This is a genomic window from Myxacorys chilensis (assembly GCF_059505265.1).
Window position 1 is genome coordinate 1 of sequence record NZ_JCACKG010000244.1, and the last position, 23099, is coordinate 23099.

Annotated in this window: 31 protein-coding genes; 10 read left to right on the plus strand and 21 right to left on the minus strand. The window is 49.0% G+C overall.

From position 1 onward, the window contains the following. Positions 1-354: 354 nt before the first annotated feature. A complete protein-coding gene (locus AC5JLB_RS25150; RefSeq protein WP_495876566.1) occupies positions 355-1788 on the minus strand; it encodes a thiol-activated cytolysin C-terminal domain-containing protein in 1434 nt (477 codons plus the stop codon). Between the two features lie 452 nt (positions 1789-2240). Between AC5JLB_RS25150 and AC5JLB_RS25155 the strand changes: the two genes are divergently transcribed. Together AC5JLB_RS25155 and AC5JLB_RS25160 are read left to right on the plus strand one after the other, a co-directional pair. Further along, positions 2241-2639 carry a hypothetical protein gene (locus tag AC5JLB_RS25155; RefSeq protein WP_495876567.1) on the plus strand — a complete coding sequence of 133 codons (399 nt, stop codon included), beginning with the start codon at positions 2241-2243 and terminating at the stop codon, positions 2637-2639. A gap of 75 nt (positions 2640-2714) precedes the next feature. Beyond that, positions 2715-2879, plus strand: a complete 165-nt coding sequence (locus tag AC5JLB_RS25160) for a hypothetical protein (protein ID WP_495876568.1) — start codon at positions 2715-2717, stop codon at positions 2877-2879. Positions 2880-3197: 318 nt separating this feature from the next. Here AC5JLB_RS25160 and AC5JLB_RS25165 read toward each other — a convergent pair whose 3' ends face one another. The 3 genes from AC5JLB_RS25165 to AC5JLB_RS25175 form a co-directional block, all read right to left on the minus strand. Continuing rightward, positions 3198-3716: a hypothetical protein gene (locus AC5JLB_RS25165; protein WP_495876569.1), complete on the minus strand. Its 519-nt coding sequence runs from the start codon at positions 3714-3716 to the stop codon at positions 3198-3200. A gap of 157 nt (positions 3717-3873) precedes the next feature. Then, on the minus strand, positions 3874-4230 hold the full coding sequence (locus tag AC5JLB_RS25170) for a tetratricopeptide repeat protein (protein ID WP_495876570.1): 357 nt from the start codon (positions 4228-4230) through the stop codon (positions 3874-3876). Positions 4231-4393: 163 nt separating this feature from the next. After that, positions 4394-5296: a GIY-YIG nuclease family protein gene (locus AC5JLB_RS25175; protein WP_495876571.1), complete on the minus strand. Its 903-nt coding sequence runs from the start codon at positions 5294-5296 to the stop codon at positions 4394-4396. A gap of 500 nt (positions 5297-5796) precedes the next feature. Between AC5JLB_RS25175 and AC5JLB_RS25180 the strand changes: the two genes are divergently transcribed. Together AC5JLB_RS25180 and AC5JLB_RS25185 are read left to right on the plus strand one after the other, a co-directional pair. After that, on the plus strand, positions 5797-6084 hold the full coding sequence (locus AC5JLB_RS25180; protein WP_495876572.1) for a Mo-dependent nitrogenase C-terminal domain-containing protein: 288 nt from the start codon (positions 5797-5799) through the stop codon (positions 6082-6084). 145 nt (positions 6085-6229) lie between these two features. Beyond that, positions 6230-6841 carry a thermonuclease family protein gene (locus AC5JLB_RS25185; RefSeq protein WP_495876573.1) on the plus strand — a complete coding sequence of 204 codons (612 nt, stop codon included), beginning with the start codon at positions 6230-6232 and terminating at the stop codon, positions 6839-6841. Positions 6842-7206: 365 nt separating this feature from the next. On the opposite strand, the gene AC5JLB_RS25190 is transcribed toward AC5JLB_RS25185, so the two are convergent. Beyond that, the gene (locus AC5JLB_RS25190) at positions 7207-7392 is read right to left on the minus strand and encodes a hypothetical protein (RefSeq protein WP_495876574.1); all 186 of its coding nucleotides are present in this window, start codon (positions 7390-7392) and stop codon (positions 7207-7209) included. Positions 7393-7475: 83 nt separating this feature from the next. Then, positions 7476-8264: a hypothetical protein gene (locus tag AC5JLB_RS25195; RefSeq protein ID WP_495876575.1), complete on the minus strand. Its 789-nt coding sequence runs from the start codon at positions 8262-8264 to the stop codon at positions 7476-7478. A gap of 186 nt (positions 8265-8450) precedes the next feature. Between AC5JLB_RS25195 and AC5JLB_RS25200 the strand changes: the two genes are divergently transcribed. Together AC5JLB_RS25200 and AC5JLB_RS25205 are read left to right on the plus strand one after the other, a co-directional pair. Continuing rightward, positions 8451-8633 (plus strand): hypothetical protein, encoded by a 183-nt coding sequence (locus AC5JLB_RS25200; protein ID WP_495876576.1) that lies wholly within the window; start codon positions 8451-8453, stop codon positions 8631-8633. A 47-nt stretch (positions 8634-8680) separates the two neighbouring features. Then, positions 8681-9502 (plus strand): endonuclease domain-containing protein, encoded by an 822-nt coding sequence (locus AC5JLB_RS25205; RefSeq protein WP_495876577.1) that lies wholly within the window; start codon positions 8681-8683, stop codon positions 9500-9502. A 75-nt stretch (positions 9503-9577) separates the two neighbouring features. Here the strand turns inward: AC5JLB_RS25205 and AC5JLB_RS25210 are convergent, their stop codons facing one another. Continuing rightward, positions 9578-10195, minus strand: a complete 618-nt coding sequence (locus AC5JLB_RS25210; RefSeq protein ID WP_495876578.1) for a GIY-YIG nuclease family protein — start codon at positions 10193-10195, stop codon at positions 9578-9580. Between the two features lie 172 nt (positions 10196-10367). Here AC5JLB_RS25210 and AC5JLB_RS25215 point away from each other — a divergent pair, with 172 nt between their 5' ends. The 4 genes from AC5JLB_RS25215 to AC5JLB_RS25230 all read left to right on the plus strand — a co-directional run bounded on the left by AC5JLB_RS25215 (position 10368) and on the right by AC5JLB_RS25230 (position 12866). Next, complete coding sequence (locus AC5JLB_RS25215) at positions 10368-10583, plus strand: hypothetical protein (protein WP_495876579.1); 216 nt, start codon at positions 10368-10370, stop codon at positions 10581-10583. Positions 10584-10777: 194 nt separating this feature from the next. Then, positions 10778-11146 carry a hypothetical protein gene (locus AC5JLB_RS25220; protein ID WP_495876580.1) on the plus strand — a complete coding sequence of 123 codons (369 nt, stop codon included), beginning with the start codon at positions 10778-10780 and terminating at the stop codon, positions 11144-11146. A gap of 41 nt (positions 11147-11187) precedes the next feature. Continuing rightward, positions 11188-12276, plus strand: a complete 1089-nt coding sequence (locus AC5JLB_RS25225; protein ID WP_495876581.1) for an HNH endonuclease family protein — start codon at positions 11188-11190, stop codon at positions 12274-12276. Positions 12277-12278: 2 nt separating this feature from the next. Then, complete coding sequence (locus tag AC5JLB_RS25230) at positions 12279-12866, plus strand: class I SAM-dependent methyltransferase (RefSeq protein ID WP_495876582.1); 588 nt, start codon at positions 12279-12281, stop codon at positions 12864-12866. Between the two features lie 43 nt (positions 12867-12909). On the opposite strand, the gene AC5JLB_RS25235 is transcribed toward AC5JLB_RS25230, so the two are convergent. From AC5JLB_RS25235 to AC5JLB_RS25300, 14 genes are all read right to left on the minus strand, one after another. Beyond that, positions 12910-13347 carry a DUF6884 domain-containing protein gene (locus tag AC5JLB_RS25235; RefSeq protein WP_495876583.1) on the minus strand — a complete coding sequence of 146 codons (438 nt, stop codon included), beginning with the start codon at positions 13345-13347 and terminating at the stop codon, positions 12910-12912. Next, entirely contained in the window at positions 13334-14011 is a 678-nt protein-coding gene (locus AC5JLB_RS25240) for a hypothetical protein (RefSeq protein ID WP_495876584.1), read from the minus strand. Before AC5JLB_RS25240 ends, AC5JLB_RS25235 begins: the two co-directional genes overlap by 14 nt. 271 nt (positions 14012-14282) lie before the next feature. After that, on the minus strand, positions 14283-14606 hold the full coding sequence (locus AC5JLB_RS25245) for a hypothetical protein (protein ID WP_495876585.1): 324 nt from the start codon (positions 14604-14606) through the stop codon (positions 14283-14285). Between the two features lie 156 nt (positions 14607-14762). Beyond that, positions 14763-16397, minus strand: a complete 1635-nt coding sequence (locus AC5JLB_RS25250) for a cryptochrome/photolyase family protein (protein ID WP_495876586.1) — start codon at positions 16395-16397, stop codon at positions 14763-14765. Positions 16398-16460: 63 nt separating this feature from the next. Further along, positions 16461-16646, minus strand: coding sequence for a hypothetical protein (locus tag AC5JLB_RS25255; RefSeq protein WP_495876587.1), 186 nt, complete (start codon positions 16644-16646; stop codon positions 16461-16463). A 53-nt stretch (positions 16647-16699) separates the two neighbouring features. Continuing rightward, a complete protein-coding gene (locus AC5JLB_RS25260) occupies positions 16700-16969 on the minus strand; it encodes a hypothetical protein (RefSeq protein WP_495876588.1) in 270 nt (89 codons plus the stop codon). A 390-nt stretch (positions 16970-17359) separates the two neighbouring features. After that, on the minus strand, positions 17360-17944 hold the full coding sequence (locus AC5JLB_RS25265) for a hypothetical protein (RefSeq protein WP_495876589.1): 585 nt from the start codon (positions 17942-17944) through the stop codon (positions 17360-17362). A gap of 4 nt (positions 17945-17948) precedes the next feature. Further along, positions 17949-19004 (minus strand): hypothetical protein, encoded by a 1056-nt coding sequence (locus AC5JLB_RS25270; protein ID WP_495876590.1) that lies wholly within the window; start codon positions 19002-19004, stop codon positions 17949-17951. Beyond that, on the minus strand, positions 19004-19513 hold the full coding sequence (locus tag AC5JLB_RS25275; RefSeq protein WP_495876591.1) for a hypothetical protein: 510 nt from the start codon (positions 19511-19513) through the stop codon (positions 19004-19006). The genes AC5JLB_RS25270 and AC5JLB_RS25275 overlap by 1 nt, the downstream gene beginning before the upstream one ends. Next, on the minus strand, positions 19504-19956 hold the full coding sequence (locus AC5JLB_RS25280; RefSeq protein ID WP_495876592.1) for a hypothetical protein: 453 nt from the start codon (positions 19954-19956) through the stop codon (positions 19504-19506). The genes AC5JLB_RS25275 and AC5JLB_RS25280 overlap by 10 nt, the downstream gene beginning before the upstream one ends. Positions 19957-20017: 61 nt before the next feature. Beyond that, positions 20018-20296, minus strand: a complete 279-nt coding sequence (locus AC5JLB_RS25285; protein ID WP_495876593.1) for a hypothetical protein — start codon at positions 20294-20296, stop codon at positions 20018-20020. Positions 20297-20301: 5 nt separating this feature from the next. Beyond that, entirely contained in the window at positions 20302-21753 is a 1452-nt protein-coding gene (locus AC5JLB_RS25290) for a hypothetical protein (RefSeq protein ID WP_495876594.1), read from the minus strand. 5 nt (positions 21754-21758) lie between these two features. Next, positions 21759-22376 (minus strand): hypothetical protein, encoded by a 618-nt coding sequence (locus tag AC5JLB_RS25295; RefSeq protein WP_495876595.1) that lies wholly within the window; start codon positions 22374-22376, stop codon positions 21759-21761. Continuing rightward, positions 22376-23077, minus strand: coding sequence for a hypothetical protein (locus AC5JLB_RS25300; protein WP_495876596.1), 702 nt, complete (start codon positions 23075-23077; stop codon positions 22376-22378). The genes AC5JLB_RS25295 and AC5JLB_RS25300 overlap by 1 nt, the downstream gene beginning before the upstream one ends. Positions 23078-23099: the final 22 nt, after the last annotated feature.

A 23099-nucleotide genomic window follows, 5' to 3' on the forward strand; every position in this document is an offset into this window, starting at 1 on the left:
GTCCATCGCACTTGACCACAATCTGCTACTTCCCGCTTAACCCGAACTCAGGTTAAAGCAGATACCTGAGCGATTTGACGTAGCATGTTGTTTCTCCTGGTTCGAGCGAATGTTTTTCAGCTTCTGAAGAGAAACACGTTCGTAATTTTGTGCTTATGCACGTTCGCTGAAAAATCACGTTATGTTCAAACCGCATCCGTGGCAACCGAGCTGATGTAAACCATCGTTTCGTAAGTGGGTTCAGTGTTACTCTACAAATGAAAACGCCGCAAAGGCTATCCCTGCGGTGTTTGAGGTTTGACTGAAACAATCGTCTCGTTTTGTCGCTTTTTCTATGTACCAATATTGTTCCGGTTAGCTACAGCTATTGTTCCATTTAGCATTCAAGGTTGTGCCATAGGTCTTATAGCATTGTGCTCCACGAGGATGATTGATCTTCTTGTTGAAGATGTCGCGCCACGGTTCCCAAAGAAGTCCAGTTTTGACTTCGCCACGGATACTGATATTTGTAGCATCGGCTGGCAACTCATACAATTTCTTATTGCCCAACGCCAAATTTCCCGTACTGGATGATTGCTCCTTTCCTCCAGATGTATAGGTCAGCTTATAACGCGCTACATAACCCCCTTCGTTGAAAAATGTGAGCGCTCCCGATTTTGGTGCAGGCGCAATTGGTGTTGAAGGAGCACCCGCTTTGAGGGCGTATGTCCCATCACTCGTGCTGGATACTCCGCCATTGGCGCTACTAATTTTTTCTACCGTCATTTGTCCGTTTTGAAACCGCGCCAGCAGATATTTGCTCTGAGAAGCTGAACCGGAATAGAACACAGGCACCGATCCGTAAACCGTGGTCGCAAAATCATTCCCTGGGTTCGCTTTACCAATCACTCCATGGTAATGTCCCACAAAAACTGCTGACACGTCGTATTTTTTCAGGATGTTCGCGAAACGGGATTTTAGTGACTCTCTGGTAGCCTCGTCATACCCATCTTTCCAGTGTTCATCAGAATCGTGATAGTTCAAGACGATCGCTTTACCTTCATTTCTGGCCTGAGTCAAGTCTGCTTCCAGCCAATCTAAGCTTTGCTTAACTCGAACAATCTTACGTTTTGCTGCACTGGCATCAAAGCCCTCAAACGTCTGTTGATAGGTAGGATAGTTGTGCAACTGCACAAAGTGGACATTGCCAATATCCCAGGAATACGCAAGGCTACCAATGTATTCGGTACGAACTTCCGGGAACTTGTAGCTGTTACTCTCTCGATAGTCAAAGCTGCGGACATTGCGTTTGCGAATCTCATCCCGGATATACTCGACCATGCGGATACCACAACCGTTTTGGTAGCAGCCCTGGTTACTATTGCCAACCTTAATGTTGTTAGCATAATCGTGGTTGCCAAGCCCCGCATAGATAGGAACAGAAAGGTTTTTCCAAATATCCTTGTACTTATCTAACTGCCAATCATGACCGTACGCCGTGATGTCCCCATTCAAAATCATTCCTTTCACATTACCGACTTGCTGTGCTAGCGCATTCATGCTGGCGAGATGATTTTGATTTGCAGTGATGGAACCTGACTTTTTTTGCTCTTCGGTTTCGGTTGGATCCTCGGCATCTGTCCGGGCTGTCCAGGGATATTGGGTATCGGATGAGATGATCATCGAGAAATTGTCACTCGTTTGGGCTGAACTGCTTTGTACATGTGCCCCAACTGACAGCAGTACACCAAACAACATGCAGCTTGCCAGAAATGCTTTTTGAGCTAAAGCTCTTTGATGCGTCTTCATGTCTGAATCTCCTTAAACAATAGAGGTGAAGTGTTTTTATGTCCGAAAAGAGGTTGGAGCAACCAAAACTAAGCAGGGTAAACTAGCCACCAAAGCGAGCATCCACTACCGCTGTAGATGAAGTTCGAGATGGTTAGCAAAAGCCGTTTTAAGTTGTTGGAAGCTTTATGAGTGTCCTGTGGATTGGGTGTTGCCCTTTCGTTCTTCAGAACACCCTTACTCTATCCGTTCACCTCAAGTGGGTCGATGGCCATAAATTAAGGAAAGTTAGGGAGCTTTTTAAGGAGCAGGTGTGAAGATGACTCACATTATTAGTTAATTATTGGATGTAACTTTCCTTTTTCGTAGAAAATCTCACCATCAGCGCCCAATCTAAACAGCCGCTCATTCTCTCTGAAACGTGGCGGGTGGGTTAGCAATCCCAACGCTCTCAAGCGCTACCATCCTCAGAAATGGCGCAAGACGGCAAAATGGGCAAAGTCCCTTACTTGTGGCAAGTGCGTTTGCTGCTCAGCCTCTGCTACCGATGCTCATCACGCTTATTACGGCGTCCCATCGTCTATCCAGTAGTAATCATTTCTCTGGTTGTTATTCTGATTACTCCATTTTCCCTCTTCGGATTGTCATTGATTCCGATTTTGTGGGGTTACAGCCTGCCGATACCAGGGTTTGAAATTCCGCTCTGGCAGATCTTTCCCTTATGCGACTTGCACCATTCCAATCGTCCCGGTTGGGCCCACAATTTCGGCAATTATCAGGTATTTAAGGCCGATCCGTGGGCGAATCGCAATCGATACGGCTATTTGTGGAAACTCAGAATTAGTGCTTTGTCCGCGATATTGAGGGCATAATCAAACCGTTCCTTACCCCTCATCCCCTCAATGACCGGACGCCCCTCACCCCTTACACTTCGCCCGAAGAGGCTTTTGATAGCCCTGCTCATCTCAGTCACCACAGTAAGCGCTCTGGCGATCGCAGTCGTGCTTTTCTACCATCCAGTTATGGTCTGGCTGCATCACGGGCAATGGTGCGCTGATGTGAATTCAGAAGCCAAAGTGCAGGCGGTTCATTATGGAGCCGACTGCGATTGACTGTTGAGACGGTGCGCGATCGTATGCAGAAACTGTCATCCAAGAAGCAATCAGTAATCAACTGACTGCAATCGATTTGGCAAATCAGGTTCCCTCTGCGGTGGTGGAATGCGCTTGGGCTAGGAAACAATGAAGACAGTATTGACCATGATCATAAACGGCAGCTAGACGTGAGCTGAGCCGCACTCTTGAATCAGTAAGCTATTAGGTCTGGGCTCAGCTTCACCCCGCGTTCCTGCTCCAACAGAGCAGATAGTTGGGCACTTGTATTGGGATTATCTGTCTGTGTGCACAATCGAGTAACACCTTAACGCTCTACTAATGAGATGGTTTTTGAAGATTAATTGTGTGTAGTAAGAACGGGCGATCGTATTCATTCGTAAACATCACTGCCTCCACCCGCTTTACAGGGTCTAGCTCACTACAAGCCAGTTCTGCGTAGATTCTGGCATAGCTGATCGCTTGTTCCTCCACGGCTCGTCGTTTCTTGCGATTACTCGCTCTTTTAGTTGAACCAGTGCGTCCTGTACTCACAAGGTCAATCCACTTCACCTCAACGACGGCAAAACAACCGTCCCCGTCAGTAAACACTAGGTCTCCACGTCCTTTATCCGTTCGACCAGGTTCTACCTCCCATTCGTCCTCAATCACATACGAATAGTTAGGGAGCAATTGAGTGCTAGATAAGACAAGTTTCCGCTTCAGGGCGTATTCGCCATTTCTGTCCCAGTTTCGACCTTCAAAGTAGGCACGAAGCACTCGATTATGATGCTCAATTTCACGCTGATCCACAGTGACTGTATGTAGCAATTCTAACAATGATACTAGTTGCTTCATTACGGAATGAGGCAGTTCCGTAAATCCTGAAGGCACTGTTCACTGAGTCCACTAGAGCTTGGCAAGTCAATCTTCGGCAAAAAGAGTAAAGTGTGGTTTAACAAGCGTTAATTCGTAGCTCGATCGTGGCTTACCTCTTCGACCTCTCCTTCAACCTTCATGCCTTCAAACACTGGGCAGAAACAGGCGCGTGTTCAAATCCCTGCTTTCTTGCTTGTCGGAAGAAGCGTTCCGCCTCTACTGGGTTAGGTGAAACATCGGCATAGCCTCGAAGCGCGATCGACCCTAGATTGTTCGACGCGACGCCGTAGCCCTGCTTGGCTGACTGCTCATACCAGTGCATCGCCTGCGACACGTCTTGAGCTACACCCAGTCCTAAATCATAAATATTTCCAATCATGCACTGAGCCTCGGCATGTCCCGCTTGTGCGATCGAGGTCAACAAGCGGAGCGCTTCAGCATAATTCTGAGCCTGAAATGCCGCTAACCCTAGATCAAGATCTGATTGTTCCATTGCCAAAAGCCAACTCACTATGCTGAGTTTAACTCATGGCCTCGGCTAAGCTTTACGTGTGGTCTAGGCTTATTTCTTTAAAAGCATGCATAGCTTAAGCAGCTCCTACAAAGTGCTGAACTTGTACAGTCAATGGCGGGTTACGCAACATCCAGCTTAATGATCAAGTAGGGTAGATTTCTGCGTGCTTTGTTCGAGGTTGAGCAACTGGCTTCAGCAGCGACGTCAACAACGGTTTACGGTAGTTGAGATATGCAGTATCCTTTAAGGTCTTTTTGCCATTGCAGGAGAAGGTGTATTCCTCCTCTAGAGATAGAGCATCGAGAATGCTTAAGTCCCTCAAGGCCTTTACCTCAGTGTCAAACATCTGAACAACTTCTACGCATTCTGCATAGGCATCTGGGTTTTCCAGATACTGTAGAAGCTCAAATACTGCAATAAATTCAAACTTCTGCCCCTTAAAGCTGTACATGGGGATTGAGTGATTGTGGTAATGCGCCTCATCTCTTCCGCAGTAGGTTCTGCGACCGCACCAAGCTTTTCTGACTTCAGGTGAGTTCCGTTTAGTTGCAGAGTTTCCAAGAATGCTGAAATCATTGAGGCTGATGACAGTCAGAATACAGCACGTACCCTCTTCATCCTCATATTCACCCACAATAATTGAGCGAATCACAGGAAAAAGCATTGTTGTTTTACTCAACACCTTAAACAGTCGCTTAATTTCGCGGTCAACCTGTGGCTGTTTTGGAAGATAAGTCTTGACCTTACAACCATTCAGTTCGGGGTTGAACAAGTTGATATAAAACTGTTCTTTTTCGTTCAGTTCATCGGTTGAAAAAAGATGCCAGTAAATCTTGTGTTCCAGCTTACGGTTTGTGCGGATTAGTTGAGGATACCTATGATGGTTTCTACCGGACCAGCGAATTCTCAGATCTTTAGCCTGTCCAACGTACCAGACAAAGTTTTGAGCATCCACTACAACATATACGCCAGAGGCGTTTGGAAGGCGCTCCCTGTTACTCAAGGAGACATACTGCCAGTCCGCCCATTCCATGTGGTTGCTCATCGTTATTCTTGAGATTGGGAGAGGGCAGGTAGAAAGGAGGTTACCAGGAATAATCTGCCAACAATGAGTTTATTCTGCATGATGGGCATTGAGTGATGTACAGACAAAGAATGCCCATCTAGGAACTCTTTTTATATCTCTGATTTCTCAGCATCATGCAGAGTCTCTCACTGCTAACAGATGCTTGTGGTTCCGAGTTGCATTGAGAAGATTGCATGGGGTGATGGAGAATTCGTCGTTACAGTCGGGGGATCGTGTCATGTAACAGACTCTTTAGTCTTCCCAAAAAAATCACTGACATCTAGTTGCCTGTTAGCCTCTCATTCACCTCGGTCAGCCAGTTACATGAGTGTCACTCCCAACACGGAATGCCTTGACCTTAACGTGTGGATTAAATCATCACGAGATTACAATCCTTGCATAATATTCCAGTTCTAACCGTATAAATCAGTATCAGACAACGCCACACTGCTCTACAACAAGCATTCAGGAGACCGATTATGTTGCACCTCACCTCCAACAAATTCGTCGCTTCCCTCCTTCAGCCCATCGCTGCAAAACTCGACGAGATCGAGATCCACAATTCAGAAACAGCCCACTTCTTCTGTCGTCTCATCCCGGCTCAATGCCCGTTTGAGCGCGATATTCGCTGCTTCGGTCGGGTTCTACTCCACATTCCCCCCATGTGCAAACTGAACCCGTTCTATGAGCAAGTCGTCGGTTTGCGGTTCAAAGCGCTTTGCTACTTGGCTGATGTGTGCGGTGAAGATGTTGCAGCCTATTGCTAAAGTGAATCAAGCTTAAACTTGGGCACGCTAGTCCTGTAGACTCACACACCCTTGCATGAGACGCATCACATCCAGCGCATCACTTGCTATCAGCGCCGCGATACTGGCCAACTTTCTCGCCCTTCAATTCCCTGCACAAGCAGACATGACCGCTAAAGTGGTCTCGATCGGAGATGGAGACACTCTGACCGTGCAGCAAAGCAACCGCAGGGTGATAATCCGACTCGCCTGTGTGGACGCACCGGAAAAGGCTCAGACTCCTTGGGGCACCCAATCGACCGCTAAACTGAAAGGTCTTCTCCCGATCGGGCAGTCAGTTCGGATTCATGAGGTTGAGAAGGACCAATACAACCGAACGGTGGGAGAAGTATTCGTCGGCACTCGATCGATTAATTTGGCCCTAGTTCAGTCGGGTGCGGCTGTGGTTTACCGCCAGTATCTCAAAGGGTGTGCAGGCAACGAAAATCAGTATTTGGCAGCTGAACGACTCGCGCAATCGCAAAGACTTGGGTTTTGGAATCAACCGAGCCCAGTGATGCCGTGGGAGTTTCGGCGAGGGAATGGGGGACAAAAGCCACCATCCTCGACACAAAAGCCGAAGCCAGCAGCACAACAATTTCCAGCGTGCGTCAATTCGGATTGTGACTGCTCTGACTTTGGGAGCAGAGCGCAGGTCGATGCCGTATTTCGGGCCTATCCTGGCGACCCCTTCCGTCTCGATGGGGATCGCGATGGAGTCCCCTGTGAAAGCCTCTAAGATGAAGCATCGCCCTGGCGCACTTTTCTCATACGACTATCCTGGGTTCGCTATCTGGCTCCGAAGCGATTATAGGCAATGGCTGTACGGTGAATCAAACGGTCTGTGAGAGATGATCGCATTTCTGCTTGTTGGAGTAGCAACCCGTACTGATACTGCTTGGGCAAACAAACGAAACTTTGCTGAGCCTGTGTCCTGATTGAGGCAAAGACCCAGTTTCTCGCACTATCAACAGGCAGAAGCCAGGGTTTCCTTTTACGCTCTGGCAACAGCAGTGCTTGGGAAGCCATGACAAGGAATAACAACTGTTCTGTTGCGGCAATGCTGGTATGGATTGATGTCGCTCCGATCTCGATAGTGCATCGTTAGAGCTTCCAAGGTTCTTTTTGCTGAGTGGCAAGCCACAAGCCAAGGCAGAGCAGCGCAAAGAAAATTACCGCAATTAATGGACGATCGCTTGCACCCGTGAATCCAGCGTCACGAGCAAGATCGGTAGCATCGAGAATCGTTTCAGCGTCAGGCACCAGCATGTAGAGGTGAGGGGACACCATTAAGGTTCCCAAAGCGATCGAGAAGGTGAGGTATGAGTAAGACTCAGCTACCGCAAAATCAGGATTAGGCGTACCCTATCCGACTAAAGCGGTGGTTCCATCTTTGAACAAGCATGAAGCCCTCTCATCTCAAGTTCGTTCAGCATCCCGTCAATCAATTTCAGCGGTGCATCAGAGTAGGGCGAAAGCTTGTCTATTCCCAACTTCAAGTCATTCAAACGAGTATAGACCTCAGAATAGCTGACAAACCCAATCCTCATCGATCTAGCCAGTTCAACGATCGTCTCCTTATGAGCCATCAAGTTGATACCCCCTTTCCTGGTAGTATTTGGCAGCATATCGACCGAAAAACTGCTCTTCAACGCCTCAATACTGACAACGGGTTCTCTAAACAACTCACCAAAAGTTCCAGGAGCAAAGAAGATGAGGTTGCACTCTTTAGCCAATCCACTGTGTCTCTGTTCAAAGTAGAAAAGCATGGCATACTTCAGGACTTGCTCAACGGTTGTCTTAGCCCTTATCTTGAGCTCAACACCAATGATAGACTTGCTGCCGACAAAAAGCATATCCGGTTGAGTGGCATCATTCAGTCCCAAACCTTCCACCTCTTCACAACTTTGATAGTGGTAGTTCTCTTCTACCAAACCTGAAATGACAGACCGGAAGAAGTGCAGATACAGACTTTCCGGCAATAGGCGAAAGAAAAGATTGAACTGATGATTAAGACTGACTTCCATAGCCTTGAGATGATCCATTACCTCTTTGACGCTCTGGTACTTACTTTCTGGATAACCCTTCTTACCGAGGTGCTGGGGTTCCCAGTAGAAGAAGCTCATAATGTCGTAATACTCTGTATTCCAGGTGCTTGCCATATCCGCCTCCACACTACTCGATGTCTCGCACTTCACCCATGATTCTCACGGCCAAGATATTCGTCAAGAACACCTGCAATTCTCAATAAGCGCAAGAAAAAAAGGCGCGATCAGATATTTTTTGTCAATCGACACGAAGCCAGTCTGCAAGGTTTAAGGCTTGTTTGGTGGTAGCCCTAACTGTTTATGGAAGTCGTCACCGTGGTGAGCTGTCTGCCAGCGGTTTGGTGTTTGGTCGTTGCTGCGATTGGCTTTGCCAAGTTCCGAAGGATCGCACACCTTGCAAACCCAACGATTGGCTTTGCCAAGATCCAAAGGATCGCACTCGTCGTAGAACACCTTAAGGACTCCTGCACGTTCTCGGTTTGAGAAATTCTGCTCGTGGGAACTCTGGAGAAAGGCTCTGGGGACAACACATGCACTCAAACACCTCGAACGGCACAACCTTTAACCTTGACCTTGAAGGGAACGAACACAATACTCAAAGCAATGCTTTAGTGGCGATCGGCGGCAAACTACCAAACTGCTTTCAAGTGTCTACGGGCAAACTTTTGGACGTGATTGTCGCCTTCAGTCCGCGATACCGAAGTCTTGATGCCAAACAAGGACGGCAGTTCAGGCAAACGCTTCGTCAAAAACTGTATAACAAAACCCGCCCTGGATTCTACTTAGAAGTCGGGGAGCTGCTTCACTTGGCTTATGCCGGTCAACCGGGTGGAGCGAACACCCAACACCAATGGCGGATATTTTGTGCAGGTCAACTGAAACCTCAAATCGAAACCCTGATTGCAGGAACGTCTTTAACTGTGCCTGAAACCGGATCTGAGCAGCAAAATGCAGAGACTGGAGCAAGCGGGAACTACACCAGAGAGTGGGGTGGCTTGTACTTACGCTCGGAAGCTGAAGTAAGAATTGCAGAGGCCCTCAACCGAACCGGACTGCTATTCTTTGCCAACGTTCGTGGACGAGTTGGACTTCAAGGCAGCGTCGTTAGCAACGACCAGCTCACTGGGCGAGTAGAAGCTGACTTCATGGTGTTCTACCAAGGCAAGTGCATGATTTTGGAGGTGGATGGTCAGCACCACTTGGAAGAAGGGCAGTCTATTCGAGACTATGCCCGTGATCGGGTGCTGCTCCGAGCGGGCGTGCCGACAGTGCGTTTTACAGCGAGAGACTGTTTGGAACGACCTCATGAAGTAGTGTCAGAGTTTTCGTCCATTTTGTTGTGTAAGGCTTAGAGTCAGTCCCGTTGGAGAAACCGAAAACTAGAATTTAGGGCGCGATCGCAGGTAAGAGCAAATGTGGAAAAAATGTTAAAGCTGGCTAATGTACTGGAGAAGATCGGCTTCAGCTTTGAACCACTCACCAGTCAGTCGAATGTCACTAAACTGTCGATGTAGGGATTGTTCTAGCGCTTGAGCTGCTTTAGCTCCATCCACTTGTATTGACTTCAGCAGTTTCAACTCGGCTGGACTCGCTGTTTGAAGTGATCTCATCCGTTTTGCCAAATTTGTTGCTCGACCAATCTTAATCGCATGGCTATCTTCGTTCAGAATAAAGTAAACGAAGTGAGTTTGATGGCTTAGCTTCTCGCCATCCAGAGAGTGAGTTCTGTTGCCCGGAGTCACAAGTTTTGCGGTTGGGCTTGCCCAAGTTTTAATCCAGGCACAGATTGCTGGGATAGTTAAAGACTTTTGCGCTCTGATCGTCACCAGTTCTCCATCCAGGTTCAGTGTGAATTTCTTCGCACCCACTTTGCCTCTATACGGAAGGTTGCCGTTATTAGGAAGGTTGATTGGATTAGATCGAGATATCAAGTATGTATACGGATACCCTGTAGGAATACCGAATCGTTTAGCGTCCTCTGTTGTGACTTCTACCCATCCCCAACCTTGGTAGGGATCGTTTGGATCTCTGTCAACGTAAATCACGTTCCAGTAGCTCCTACCCATAACCCTGTGCTTCTCTTTGCAAACTAGATTCCGTTTGCCTTAGATTGCCCCAACTTAGAATGTAGTGCGCGATCGTCAATCCAACTCGCTACCTTCTTCTTGCGCGTGGGCATCTTAACCAAAGCGAGTTAACTGAGTTCGCAGTGAAATCATGGGCAAGGGTCAGAAGCCGATGGTCGGAGCTAGGATTCCTCAAGCTTGGAAAGATCAACGTGAGGGGATCTGCCAAGCGACGGGCAAGAGTGAACGTGAGGGAGTGCAGGAAGCGATTGGTCAATATTTGAGGCGCACTGACCTTAACTCAGTTGAATCACTCGTGAAGCGGGTTGCCGCGTTAGAGTTGAGGCACGATCTCAATGACGTGTAGCAAGCGGCGATTTGACAAAATTGGGGCGAGGCTAGCACTCGCTGAAACCGGAAACACCTGGAGCGGTAAGCGGCGGGGCGTAGTACTGATTTCTGCCCAGAGTGCCGATGTTAGCCTCTCACAAGCAAGGGTAAATAGAACCAGGCTTTGCAACACAAGAACTGCGAATGATTGAGAAACCAGAATAAAAATTTATGAGTGAACCGAACGATGCTCACTTTCCCTTCCAATGCAATCAGTGTCAGTACAATACTCGCAACCCTCATCTGCCTTGCGCCGTTCACCCTCACAAAATTGAGGATGCTCGATGTCCCGACTTTGAATTAGATACTTCACTTCCAGCGGGTGAATGGTGGGAGCCGGAAGGAGCTGCGTATTATGGCGGTGAGATCCTGATCGATCCAGTTCAACGATGGACGAGAGCGCAACAACTGGCGCTGCTAGATTGGCATCCCCTGTTTACGGAACGCTGTCCTGATTGTGAGCGATCAATGACTCAAACCACTCCAGCACGAGTGCATTGGGACTGTCAGGAATGTGGGTGGAAAGATGATTCGGTTTAAGGAGTCGAGAATCCGATGGGAGAAGGCTCAATGAGTGACGAGTGAGAGTTACGAATGAATCGCTGCCCATTTTGTTAGAACAGGTTAAGCAAGCCACTTTTGAGATGATTGAGTTTACAAATATCTCCCCAACCCTTGAAGATTATTGGCGTTCCATCATTCTGTTTGGTCGCAATTCTGCAACCTATAAGTTTGCGCTAGCAAAATCCTTGCTAGAACTCGCTCCATCCGGCAAGAGCTTCGTGACTTGGGAAGAATTGGCTCGTCCCTTCTCCCGACATATCACCGAGCATTTGCAGCAACGTGACAAGCAGGGCAGTAGTTCATCCAGCCAGTTTCTGCACTCTTGCCGAGCTTTCAACCGTGGCACATTGACTCAGCAGCAACTGATTGACATTACCGTTCGACAGGGATTTGAGAACGTCATTGATGCCTTTCACGTCGTTGGATCGAGTGAGATTCCCGAACGCTTCTTCCACGGCAAGAGACGCGGAGCTAAGGGAATCGATATCAGCGATCGCCTATTCCAGCTTCTTGAGCAGTACCAATTTCAAAACTTACCGCATGAAGTCGAAGCTCGCTGGCGGCTGGTTGAAACCGCATGGCAGCTAGACCTGTCCACGCATCTCGTCGATGTTGAATACCGTGAGTTCAATGGCTTGCTTGTTCCTGAAACGCTTAAAATGCGGCGTAAGTCTGTTACCTCTTGCCGCAGCGGATTAAACGGCTATCAAAAAGGCAAATGCTTTTACTGCTTTAATGAAATCTCGATCGAGGAAGGGTCGCTTGACCTAGCCGATGTGGATCACTTCCTACCGCACACCCTGATTCGCGTTAGTGCAATTCCAAACATTAATGGGGTGTGGAATCTTGTGCTTGCCTGCCAAACCTGCAATCGTGGCGAAAGAGGTAAGTTTTATCGTGTGCCTGCCCTGCATCTGCTAAAACGGCTGCATCAGCGCAACGAGTTTCTGATTACGAGCCTACATCCTCTGAAAGAAACCCTAATCGCTCAAACAGGCAGAGATGAAGCCCAGCGACGATCGTTCCTGCAAACCCACTACAATGAGGCGACGCGGCTTCTCATTCATACGTGGCAGCCAGAGTTTGAATATCCTGCTGCATTTTGAAGATGACCATTGACTACTACAACCGGCAAGCGCTCGCCTTCTTCGAACAGACGGTCGACCTTGATATGCAGGAGCTATACCAGCCATTTCTGAGTTGGCTTGCTCCTGGCAGTCATATTCTAGATGCGGGCTGTGGTTCAGGACGGGACACCAAAGCATTTCTTGACCTGGGGTATCAGGTCAGTGCGATCGATGCATCAGAAGCAATGGTGCAGCTTAGTTCAGAGTTCACGGGACGGACCACGCTGCTGATGACGTTTGAGGGCATGGCGTTTGAGAACTGCTTTGATGGAGCTTGGGCATGTGCATCGTTGTTACATGTTTCTTCTAACCAAATTCATTCGGTCTTTCAGCGATTTGAGCGGGCACTGAAGCCAAACGGAATGTGGTATCTGTCGTTTAAATTAGGCAACGGCGAACGGTGGTACGAAGGGCGCTTCTTCAATGATTTTGATGAAGCGCGTCTAGGCGAAGCAATGAGTGCCCATCCCCATCTGAACATTGTCGACCTATGGCAGACTGAGGATCGCAGACATCGGAGTCAGGGTCGGTGGTTGAATGCTCTAGTGACGAAACGGCTTGATCATTAGGGATTGACGGCACAATGAAGTCACAACGCAACATCCGCGTCTTTCACACGTTGACTTGGGTGTGCGACTTGAACCAGGATAGCTGCTGACCGATTCCTAACCCTTTTAGGGGCACTTCAACCGTATATCCAGCTTCCTCTAACCGCGTGACCAAGTACTGCCTGTAATATTCACCAGCAAACAAACGAATTAATTTTACCTCTGAATAATCCTGGAAAATTTGGTTCAGGACATCTTCTGACCATTGCCGACGTTGATTTGCTGGCAACACTTTTAGAGTTTGTTCATAAGACTCGATGACCGTATCGCGATGCACTAGCCCGTACTTCGTAGAGAGAATACACCAGTCCAAGCCTTGCTGTTCAACATATTTTCTCGCCTTGAAGAACCAATCCGACTGATATAAGTCTTTCGCGGCACTCGGTTGGGTGCCCTTCTTGCCCACACACGATACTAAGGCGAGACTCTCACACCTGCTCATTGCCGTTCACGCCGTCTGTATTCAGGAGGAATTCAGGAAATGCCGCACTGGCGATCGCAATCAGTTGATACTCCAACGACGTCAGACGAGTAGAACCTAACTCCTTCCAAACGCCGATTGTTCCTGTTTTCCAAGCATGAATCCAGAAGTAAATTTCATGCTTCAGGACTGGCTCACAGGAGGGAAAAGACTCAAACAGCTTCGCGGCCCATTTTTTGTATTTTGGAGCCATCCTCTCAGAAGCATGGTCAGGGCAGACCACCGCACTTAAGTCGCCAATATGATAAGCATAGGCATCACCCCAACGGCAAAATTTAGCCTTATTGCCAGCGATATTCTTGATGTTAGCCGACAAGTTCCTGCCTTGCTTCCCATGTTTTTCAGACTTGCCAATGTAAAGAGGAATAATTTGATGATCCTGCTGCCAGAACATCAAGTAAATCAGTCCCTCATAAACGTTCTCACCCTGCTTAAAATCGTGCAGGACCTTGCCCACCTCATGAATGACCAAAGATTCCATATCAGCAGAGCGTTGCAGCAACCGCCGTCCACTGGGACCATACGGCATTGTTTTAACAACGTTTTCACTCGTATTGAATAGTGGAACACCGATTTCTCTAACAGCGTAATCACTACAGAATTGCTGCCATAAGATGAGCGACATATCTAAAGTGTTGGTAGCTTAGCGTTTGCCATATTAACTAGCATTCCCAATCAGGATGACCTATCTCGCAGTTTTCAGTTGCCTATTGTGCCTCGAGGACTTAATCGTTTGTATAAACGTCAATTTGGGACTGCACACTCCACGCTCCCAGTCGGAGATGATGATCGATGTAGGCACGAAGAACCAGGGAGCCTAGGGTCGTGCTGTTTGCGGTTCCCTGACCGAGCTGACTTGAACGGAAGCGGACTCTCGACTCATAAAACCTTGAACATCATAAAGAATCGGGGCGAGAAAGTGAATCCACTAACTCTTCGATCGCCTCCCCATCAGAACAGGTTTGTAGCTCAGACTTAAACCACTTCTCTTCGCTTGGGTCTGTGTCTGACAGTTGGTAGACCAGCAACACTCCAGCGACTCGCGCTAGCGTCAATGGATCAGGAGAAAGATGGCTGAGGAGTGCTTGAGCGGTTTGATAGAGGTGTTGAATGGCATCTGCATCCTGCGGTTGTCCAAGTTGCACTGACATTTGTTGTAAGTTTTCTTGAACCGCCTGGACCAGCGTTGCATCTTCATCGCGATTGAAGGAGTAAGACATAATGAGGGCGTGATATCAGAGGGTGGAATCTCACCTATCTTAGTGGTTTGAATCATCCTCCAGTGGGCGCTCCTGGCAGTGCAATCAAGAACAATTTGATTTTGGAAAAGCAGACATCTCCTATGTGGTAGTGTTCGAGAAGAGTCCAGGGAGGAGCTACAGCAGGGTTAATTGAGTCTGTTGCAAAGACGGTTCTGTGGCACGAGGAACTGCCTGACGATTGACTCCACCCGGAACTGTAAACCAGGTTCGTAGGGCTTTTGCTTGCTCTAGATCCAACGTATCTAGGTCAAGAGCTGCCGGAAACAGGTCGTGGTCGGGAAGCATTGCCCAACGGACTTCGCTCTCATAGCGATCCGCTCCAAACGGCATGAGGCTCCTGGGTAAACGGGTGAGGTAAGGAACAATGTTTTCCTGCTCGATAAACGCCTGCCGCTGTTGTTTCAGGTGCTGGACTCGTCGCATCCTCGCCTGTTGATAGTCCACGATGGGCGCAGGATAGTTCTTGACCAGAAGCGGTAACTCCAGATGTGCAGTCGGAGTGTGCCTCAGTTCTGGCACCCACTTTTTGATGAACTGCCCCTCTGGATCAAAGCGCTCGACGGCCATTTGCCCAGGGTTGTAGATGCGCGTCCAACTTTTGTTGAGGGCTGCGGTAATACCGGCCTGCATCGCCCACTGGTAGTGATCGATCGGACAGTCCCCATCAATCAAATGCCGCATGAAGTGAAGCGCCCCATAGCGCCAGTTGATACCCAGCAAATTGCTTAGAAAACTGGCATAGCAGGCACGGATTCGGAAGTTGAGCGTTTGCCATCCACCCGTTGCCAGCAGACAACGAGCTGCTGCATCAATTATCGGAAAGCCTGTCTGTCCTTGTTGCCACGCCTGGTACAACGTCTCATCAAACTCCTCGTCTCCATCAAACCCTGGGTAGAGCGACCTTACTTCTAGCTGAGGCAGATAGCGAAATCGCTGCGTGAACCCGCTATTCCAGCGTAAGCGAGAGACAAACTGCTGGCGACTGCGCTGAATCCGCTCATCTGGGCTGTCCTTCAAGCATTGCACAGTTTGATAGCATTCTCGCAATGAGATGACCCCGAATTTGATGTGCGGACTTAGCCCCGATGTTGCTTCTGCGCTGGGATAAGAAAGCTGCCAGTAATAGCGCGTTGTTTTTTCCTGGATGAACTGTTGCAGCAGGTGTCGGGCTGCTTGAGTGCTGGCAGGCGGAGTAGGTTTGCCATCATTGAGGTGTCCGACTGCTTCGAGGGAGGGAATAAGTTCGCTCGATATCTCTGGTGGAACGTGAAATTGGAGTGGAGTGGGAACGATCGCCGCTTTCATGTCGGCGTTCCACACTTCCCGATAGTGCTGTGAACTCACGAGTTCAGAAACGGTGCCCGATGGCTCAAACCAGCGAATTTTGAGTTGCTGTTGGGTTAAGGCTCGATTGAGACGGGCATCCCGCACCCGACCGTAAATGCGCTCAAAGTCGATGTGGGCGTAAATCCCTTCTGCTTGAGTTTCCCGAATGAGTTGAGGTAGCACTTCGACAGGATCGCCCGATCGTACAATCAATCGTCCTCCTCGCGCTTGCAGGTCAGCATCGAGCGATCGCAAGCTTTCCAGCATAAAGGCGACCCGTGCGGCTGCGGTTTCAGGATGATGCAGCAACGCCCGATCCAGAATGAACACGGGAATCACCGCTCCTCGCTGAGTTGCCCGATGAAGTGGCGCATGATCTGCAACTCGGAGATCTCGACGAAACCAGACGATCGTGCGGTTCATAGGGATGAGTGGAAGGTTCCTTTCAGCCTAACGAAGGAATCGCCGTTTGGGGACTGTCTGACATCACGAAGCTGATACTTCTCGCTCAGGATTAAGTTTGTATTGGGCGGGATCTTCTTGCGCTTTGATGTAGTCTTGTCGTCGCAGTCTGTAGAAAAACATTAGGGCAACACTCTGGCGCGTTCTGCGCAGCACAGCTTCATCTAAAGAACCGTAGAGGGCATCAATCCTTTCATCGGTCGTGAACATCTGTTCCAATATCAAACTGAATGGAGTACCGGGAGGGTTCCGTTCTGGAGACCTTACCTATTGCTCATGCCAATCACGCCCTTCAATCGATTGAACAAACGCGCCACCGACGATCGCTTAGTTGGTGGAACTGTCTTGAGAATGTCAGAAATCGCTTTTTCTAATTCCGATTCTGGGACAACAATCAGATTTTCACCACAGTCAATGGCTTTAGCGATTCTTTTAAGCGATTCATGCTGATCGATCGGAAGCCGGATTCTTTCAACCGGAGAACTCCATTCTGGTTTTCGCCCTGACCCTTCCCGATATCCTCCGATGCCCATTTGATTTCTGCCCAAAATCAGTTATTAACATTTTGAGGCAGGAATATTAACCTACGACTGTAGATTAAAACTTATGGCTGCTTTTATTAATAAGCATCGCTTCTCATTCGCTTATTGAGAATTCAGTCTAGTCCAAACTCTGCTGGACTACCAGCCTTTAACGAGAAATCAAGGATTTCAGACCCTAGCTTGGGTTATTTTTGCTTGGACTTCTGCTGCGATGGCAGAGTTTTACGCAAATGGTCCAACATCAAAGCATTACAGAGAAGCACTTCTAGTCATTCTCAATAAGCTGTTTTTAGTCCAGGACTAAATTTGGATTACATCGCTAAACGGTGATGAGAGTGATCACCCGCGATCGCACTCATTACCCATTTGAATTGCTTATGATTAGTTGACAATTTCCAGTGTAGGGAAACCATTTTCAACCAGTGCCCGATCGAGCAATTCTAATTCTTCCGTCGTAAAATCTTGACCCACTGCTGCCAATGCCAGTCGGATCACGTTTACGGTAGCAACAAACCTTTCATAGGAGCGAATACCGAACAGCACAAACCCCAAACTGGTGTATCCCATGTTTGCGGCTCCTGATGACATACCCACTTGTTGAACTTTTAGGAGCAGTGGGGAGTTGATCAGCGCACCTGCCAAGCCAGCCCAATTCTCAACGGGCGGCGGCGGATTCTTGAGGGCGTCTAGTTCTGCCGTTAACGATTCGATTTGCGTTGTGTAGTCTGCTATTTCAGCATTGTGCTGTTCCTTCAGAGCTGCGATCGCGCTATCTATCGCTGGCTGCTTCTGGGCTGCAATCTCAGCTTTCTCAGCTTCAAATTCTTGTTGCTTTGTTTCCCACCATTGCTGCAAAGCGGTTTGAATCGCAGAAGCCAACTTAGGATTGTTGGCGATTGTGTCTGCGACAGCACCGAAATTAACGCTATCAACTAGAACATTGCTCGGATCAATAATTCCAATCATTTTTCTATCCTATTACTGAGACTCTAACGTTGCCTGAGAAGATTTGAGATGTAGTTGTGTTGCGGTTGTATGCCACAACGGTTACAACATCTGCGGCGGACACATACCCATACACATTAAAATTTGTATTTGGCGTCGCGGACGATGGATTAACGTTGACCTGATCGCCCACTGTTGCGCCCGTTCTTGCCACCGTGACTGTCTTTGTTTCTGTCGCCGCAAAGCTAATTGTGTCGAGTGCTGAAGATACTGCTAGTAGAATGCGGCTAATCGTCGATCCACCACTGCTAACTTTGAGCGTCCCCCCGATCGACGCATTTCCAGATGCAGCAATGTTGCCCGATACCTGCAATCGATCTGTAGAGCTAAATGCTGTGTTTGTGCCCACCAAAACATAGCCCTGAGCTACGCCTGTGTTGCTAACCTGCAACCCAAGTGGACTACCGGAATTGTAGATGCAGCTCATCGGTGTGCCAGATGCAGCATGAGCAAACTGGAGGTTGCTCCCGGGACCAACACTGACCAATGCGACCGAAGCGCCTGAAGTGTAATCGTACCTAAATCCCCCACCTGCCGAAGGTGTGGTAGGAGCAAGAGCAACTTGCTGACCTGTAACCGTGATCGAGCCTGCACTGCTCAGTCCTGCACTAAAGGTTTGAGTCGGCGTGAAGATATTCGTCTTGCCGAATGTGATCACGCCGGTGGACTTGTTGACGTTCAGGGCGTCACCCAAATAAGCCCCCGCCGCATCGTAGTAGGATAAAACCAGATTGTCGGACGAATTGGAAAAAAGATTCCACAACGGGACGCTGCCTGTAAACCAACGAAAATCCTTGGTGCTCCCCGATGCGCCTGTAACCGTAAATTGAGAGCCTCGAACCGTGTTTGCTGCTGTGCCCCCGATTGCGCTTGGGGCTGCCCAATTGACAAACGAATTATCGAGCAGTCCGCTACCGTTTGTCAGTGGAACCTTGCTCGCGTCAGCAATTCCTGCCGATACCGCGATCGCAGAGATCCAGCTTTTGACATTGTTGACTAAGGCGAGAATGCTAGTCGCCATTACTGGAAGGGGATGGGGCTAGAGTACTGGAAGAAAATTGCAGCAGTGGAGGTTGTATACCCCAACTCCTGATAAATCTGACCGCTGACATAGCTTGGTGCTGTGGCGGTTGCAGCTCCAGCAGCGCCAAGATATACGTTTACTCCGTTAGACAACCCAGAAACAGCAGTATTTAACCCTTCCTGGTAGACCGTCGCCATGCCTGACGTTACCGCCGCCAAAACAAATCCCCGCGCTGCTCGACCGTTACTCGCGTCTGCTTTGCGGGCAGTTAGAGTTCCAGAAACGTCGTAGAGATTGACAAAATCGCCTGCGGAAAGTACTTCTGAGGTTGGTACTGATATCGCCTCTACCTGAACGCCGGTTGGCATTAGAGAGACATGCAGTTTTCCGGTTGAATCAGTCGAAACAATTTTGTTGGCATCTGCTACGCCCGCGCTTTGAGAGATTGCCGTAATAAAGGTTCGGACGTTATTAACCAGTCCTAGAAAGACGTTACTTACTGCCATACGATCGCCTCTTCAGGGGAGAATAAAATTTCAGTCGGGCTGAGTGCTTGTGCCACTGGTCGCACAAATCCAGTTGCGGGGAAGGTTTGAGTTAGTTGTCCGCTTTGCCCCAAGTAAATCGGTTTGCGAATATCCCAGTTCCAGTACGGGTCACTAATGCGATCACTAATTACAGCGCTAGCAGAAGCGCCTGAACTAAACGCTTGTTTCGTAATTGCCAACACAGAGAATGCGTGATCACGAATGCTGCTATCGGCGTAGATCAGTCCATAGGTATCGCTTAAAGTAACGACCCTCAAAGCGCTGAGTGCGATCGCGGCAACTCCTGAAAGCGATTGCGATTGAGCAGATGCCAACGCCTCAGATAAACCCGCAATCTCATCGATCGTGGGATAGGCCAGCGTTTTTCGGTTTCCGACTCGCTTGATAAATCCTTCAGGCATGAGGCATCCAGCAAACTACTGGAGATTTCCCACGGGCGAAAGGATGAAGGATGAAGGCTCATTAATTCGGCATTCCGTCAACCCATGCTTTCGAGCCGTTGAGAGTAACGATCGCGGCAGATCCTGCCTTGAAGCCACCGCTGGTGACGCTCTGGCATGGCACAATGCCGCCGCCGTCGAGCTGCACCATTGTTGCCCCTTGCTCAGCATTGCCGCCTAAAATCTGCCCCGTGAGCTGTTGTTTCGCATCGTCGCTCTCTTGCAGCGCCTGCTGCTTTCTGGCATAGCTTAGACGGTTGCTGGCCTGCTGTTCACGAATCAATTGAAATGGATTAGGCATAGCAGTTAAGGATGATAGGACGCCGATAAAACTCGTGTTTGCTCTGGGTCGGTCCCTGGCTTGAGCGGATAGACCGTTTCAGAAAATGTTCGTTTAGACTTGACGCCATTCTGCCCGCTCTCGAAAACGTTCGCGGGTGTTTGCTCTGGGTCCGTTTCACCAAACTCTGCTTCTTCGATCGCAATCCGTTGGCTGTTCTTAAATTTGGCATCCAACACGCCCGCGACACTCGCAAAATTAAAATTGTCACCTTCAGCTTCAGCCTCAGAACTGGCTAATAGAGAAATTCGATAAAGCTTCTCTCCAATCCAATTTGTAGTTTTAGGGTTGAAAAACCCATACGCGAAACTGATAAAAATCGAGAGATTTAAGCTGGGTCGTGGGTCGAGGCGCTGATTCGAGGCAGACTGCTTAAACAAATAAATGCCACTATCGTTATAGACGGCGTTGTTTGATTGGGATGTGACGTTGCGACGAAAGCCATAGGACTGAGACAGGTCTGAATTAACTAAGTAAGCGCCCGACTCCTGAACGTTGAAGGTGTATCGGTCCCCAGTATTGTCAGAAACCGTCGACAATATTTCTGCTCGGTCGGGCAGCACATAAGTCTTTCCGCTGGCTTCAATCTGTTCGCGATTCGGTTCGGTCATGCGTTTTATATTGTATTCTCCACTCTGTAACTGTTCTCGATACCAGTAACCATGCGCCCCAGTTCTATTGGTGATGGCAACGTTTGAAACGATGGATTCCGAAGTCTCCAACTCGTTACTGTTCGTGGTCCACAGCCCAAACCCTAAATTTCTCACGTTCGGTGAGGTTCGGCTTGGGGTGTACCCTGATTCATAGGCGGTGTAGAAGAGCGATCGCAGGTCAGCATTTGGGTGCAGCTCTTTCAGTGTCCAGCCGCCGCTATTGGTTTTGACCGCGCAATCGATCACCATTTCGTCTTTGAGGACTAACCAAGAAGCAATCCAGCGATCTCCGCCCAAGTTATTAATTGTGGCCTTGTCAATCTCCAGATCTAGAGAAGGGTTCAGTTCTCCAGCCACATAGGTGGCAATTTTCACGGGTGACTTCTTCCAGCCGCCCACGTAGAGGCTCACGCTGCCCTCTTCCCGCACGGTAAACAGCACCTTAACTCTGCCCTTGCCAATCACAGAGGGAGGCTGATCAGGTCTGTTGGGTCTAGGCATTGAATCTATCGCGTTAGCACTCCCTGCTTGGTTGTATTTCACGGATTGATTCGGCTTCATCCACCCATTCGTATTCGTTGCATTAACGGTAATGCTGTTATTGCCGTTGCTGACAATGGCTTGCCCTGTGTCCGCGTTACGTCCCTCGTATCTGCATTCTTGGGTGCGATTCACATCTAACTTCTGCTGCCGCTCTTGCCCTTCTGCATACTGCAATCGGTTCTGAGCTTGAGTTTGGCGAATTAAATCGAGGGGATTGCTCATAAGACCTACTGATATCCTGCATCGTAAGCCCAGTACAACGTGTCATCGAACGGATCGTTGTAGTATGGCGCTTGATATTGCACCGCAACATAAACAGTGTCGTATAGGGTAACGCCGTAAGGGTCTTGAGCGCCAAACACAAGTCTTTGACCCCGATAATCAATCGGAACGTCGCCAGGACCAGTCGGGGCACCGGGGTTGAATTGTCCAGGGCTGTAGATCACGGTTACTGGGCTACCACTACAGATTCGCCAATCGCTCGCTGACGATGTCCCAACGGCAATCCATAAGTTCTTACGATCGCTACGCACATCTGCAACCAATTGCCCGATCTCCGTTGGGATCGTCGTCGGCTTGCCGTTCTGCACGGTTATAAGAGCGGTTCCACCATCACCACCGCCTGAGCTACCACCATCGGCATTAGGAGGATGCATTACCGTCCACGCGCCGACGCCATCATCGGGAACGATCGCACTGTCTCCATCATCAGCAATAACGATCGCGCTGTCGTACTGATACCACTTCTTCTTAGCAACAATGGTCTTCGCCATGCCATTAACCCGACGATTGGCAGGAATGGCTCTTAGGTCGGCAACCGTGGCGACGGCATATCCTGTCTGCATTACACACCTGTCCCATAATTTGCATTCATGCCCGCAAGGTAGAGGTCATAGGAATACGGTTTGCTATCTTGCAACAGTCTCGGATCAGCCAAAATATCAAGCAACACAATGTGAGCGGGTACATAGCGCAGATAGAACGTCCCTGATCCGGTCGAGGTAATGTCAATCGGAGTGATGCCATCGCTTGAGATTTGGAAGCTATCGGTTGCTGCCGACATCACTTTGTAAATGGCATTGCTGCTAACACCATCTGGGAGGGTTGATCCACCCTGCACGCTAAACAGCACCTCATTGCCCGTTGCGAGTCCGTGAGCCGTTGCGGTGATCACATTTGTGGTTGCGTTCACATTCGCATCGGTGAGTGTCTTGTTGGCGGTGGCGTGTCCATTGGCAATCAAAAACACCGTCTGAAATTGCAACGCTCCACCTGCTGCCAGAAAATCACCTGTGACCAACGGCGCATCATAACGTTTGTTGCTGTTGCTAAAACTGCCAGGATTGGAAAATAGGATCTGCGATCGCTCGTAGCCATTTTGCTGGAGCAGCTCTGCATTAATAAAATCGGCTCTGCTACTCGCACGAGTTAATAACGTGGTGTCTGCTAGGCAAAGGTAATACTTTGCAGGGTCTGGCAGTGCCCCACCGCCGAAGGGAAGCATGAAGTGATAGGAAACCCAATCGTTATGGAAATGCCTGGTCATCGCCCAACCTCAAAGGATCGGC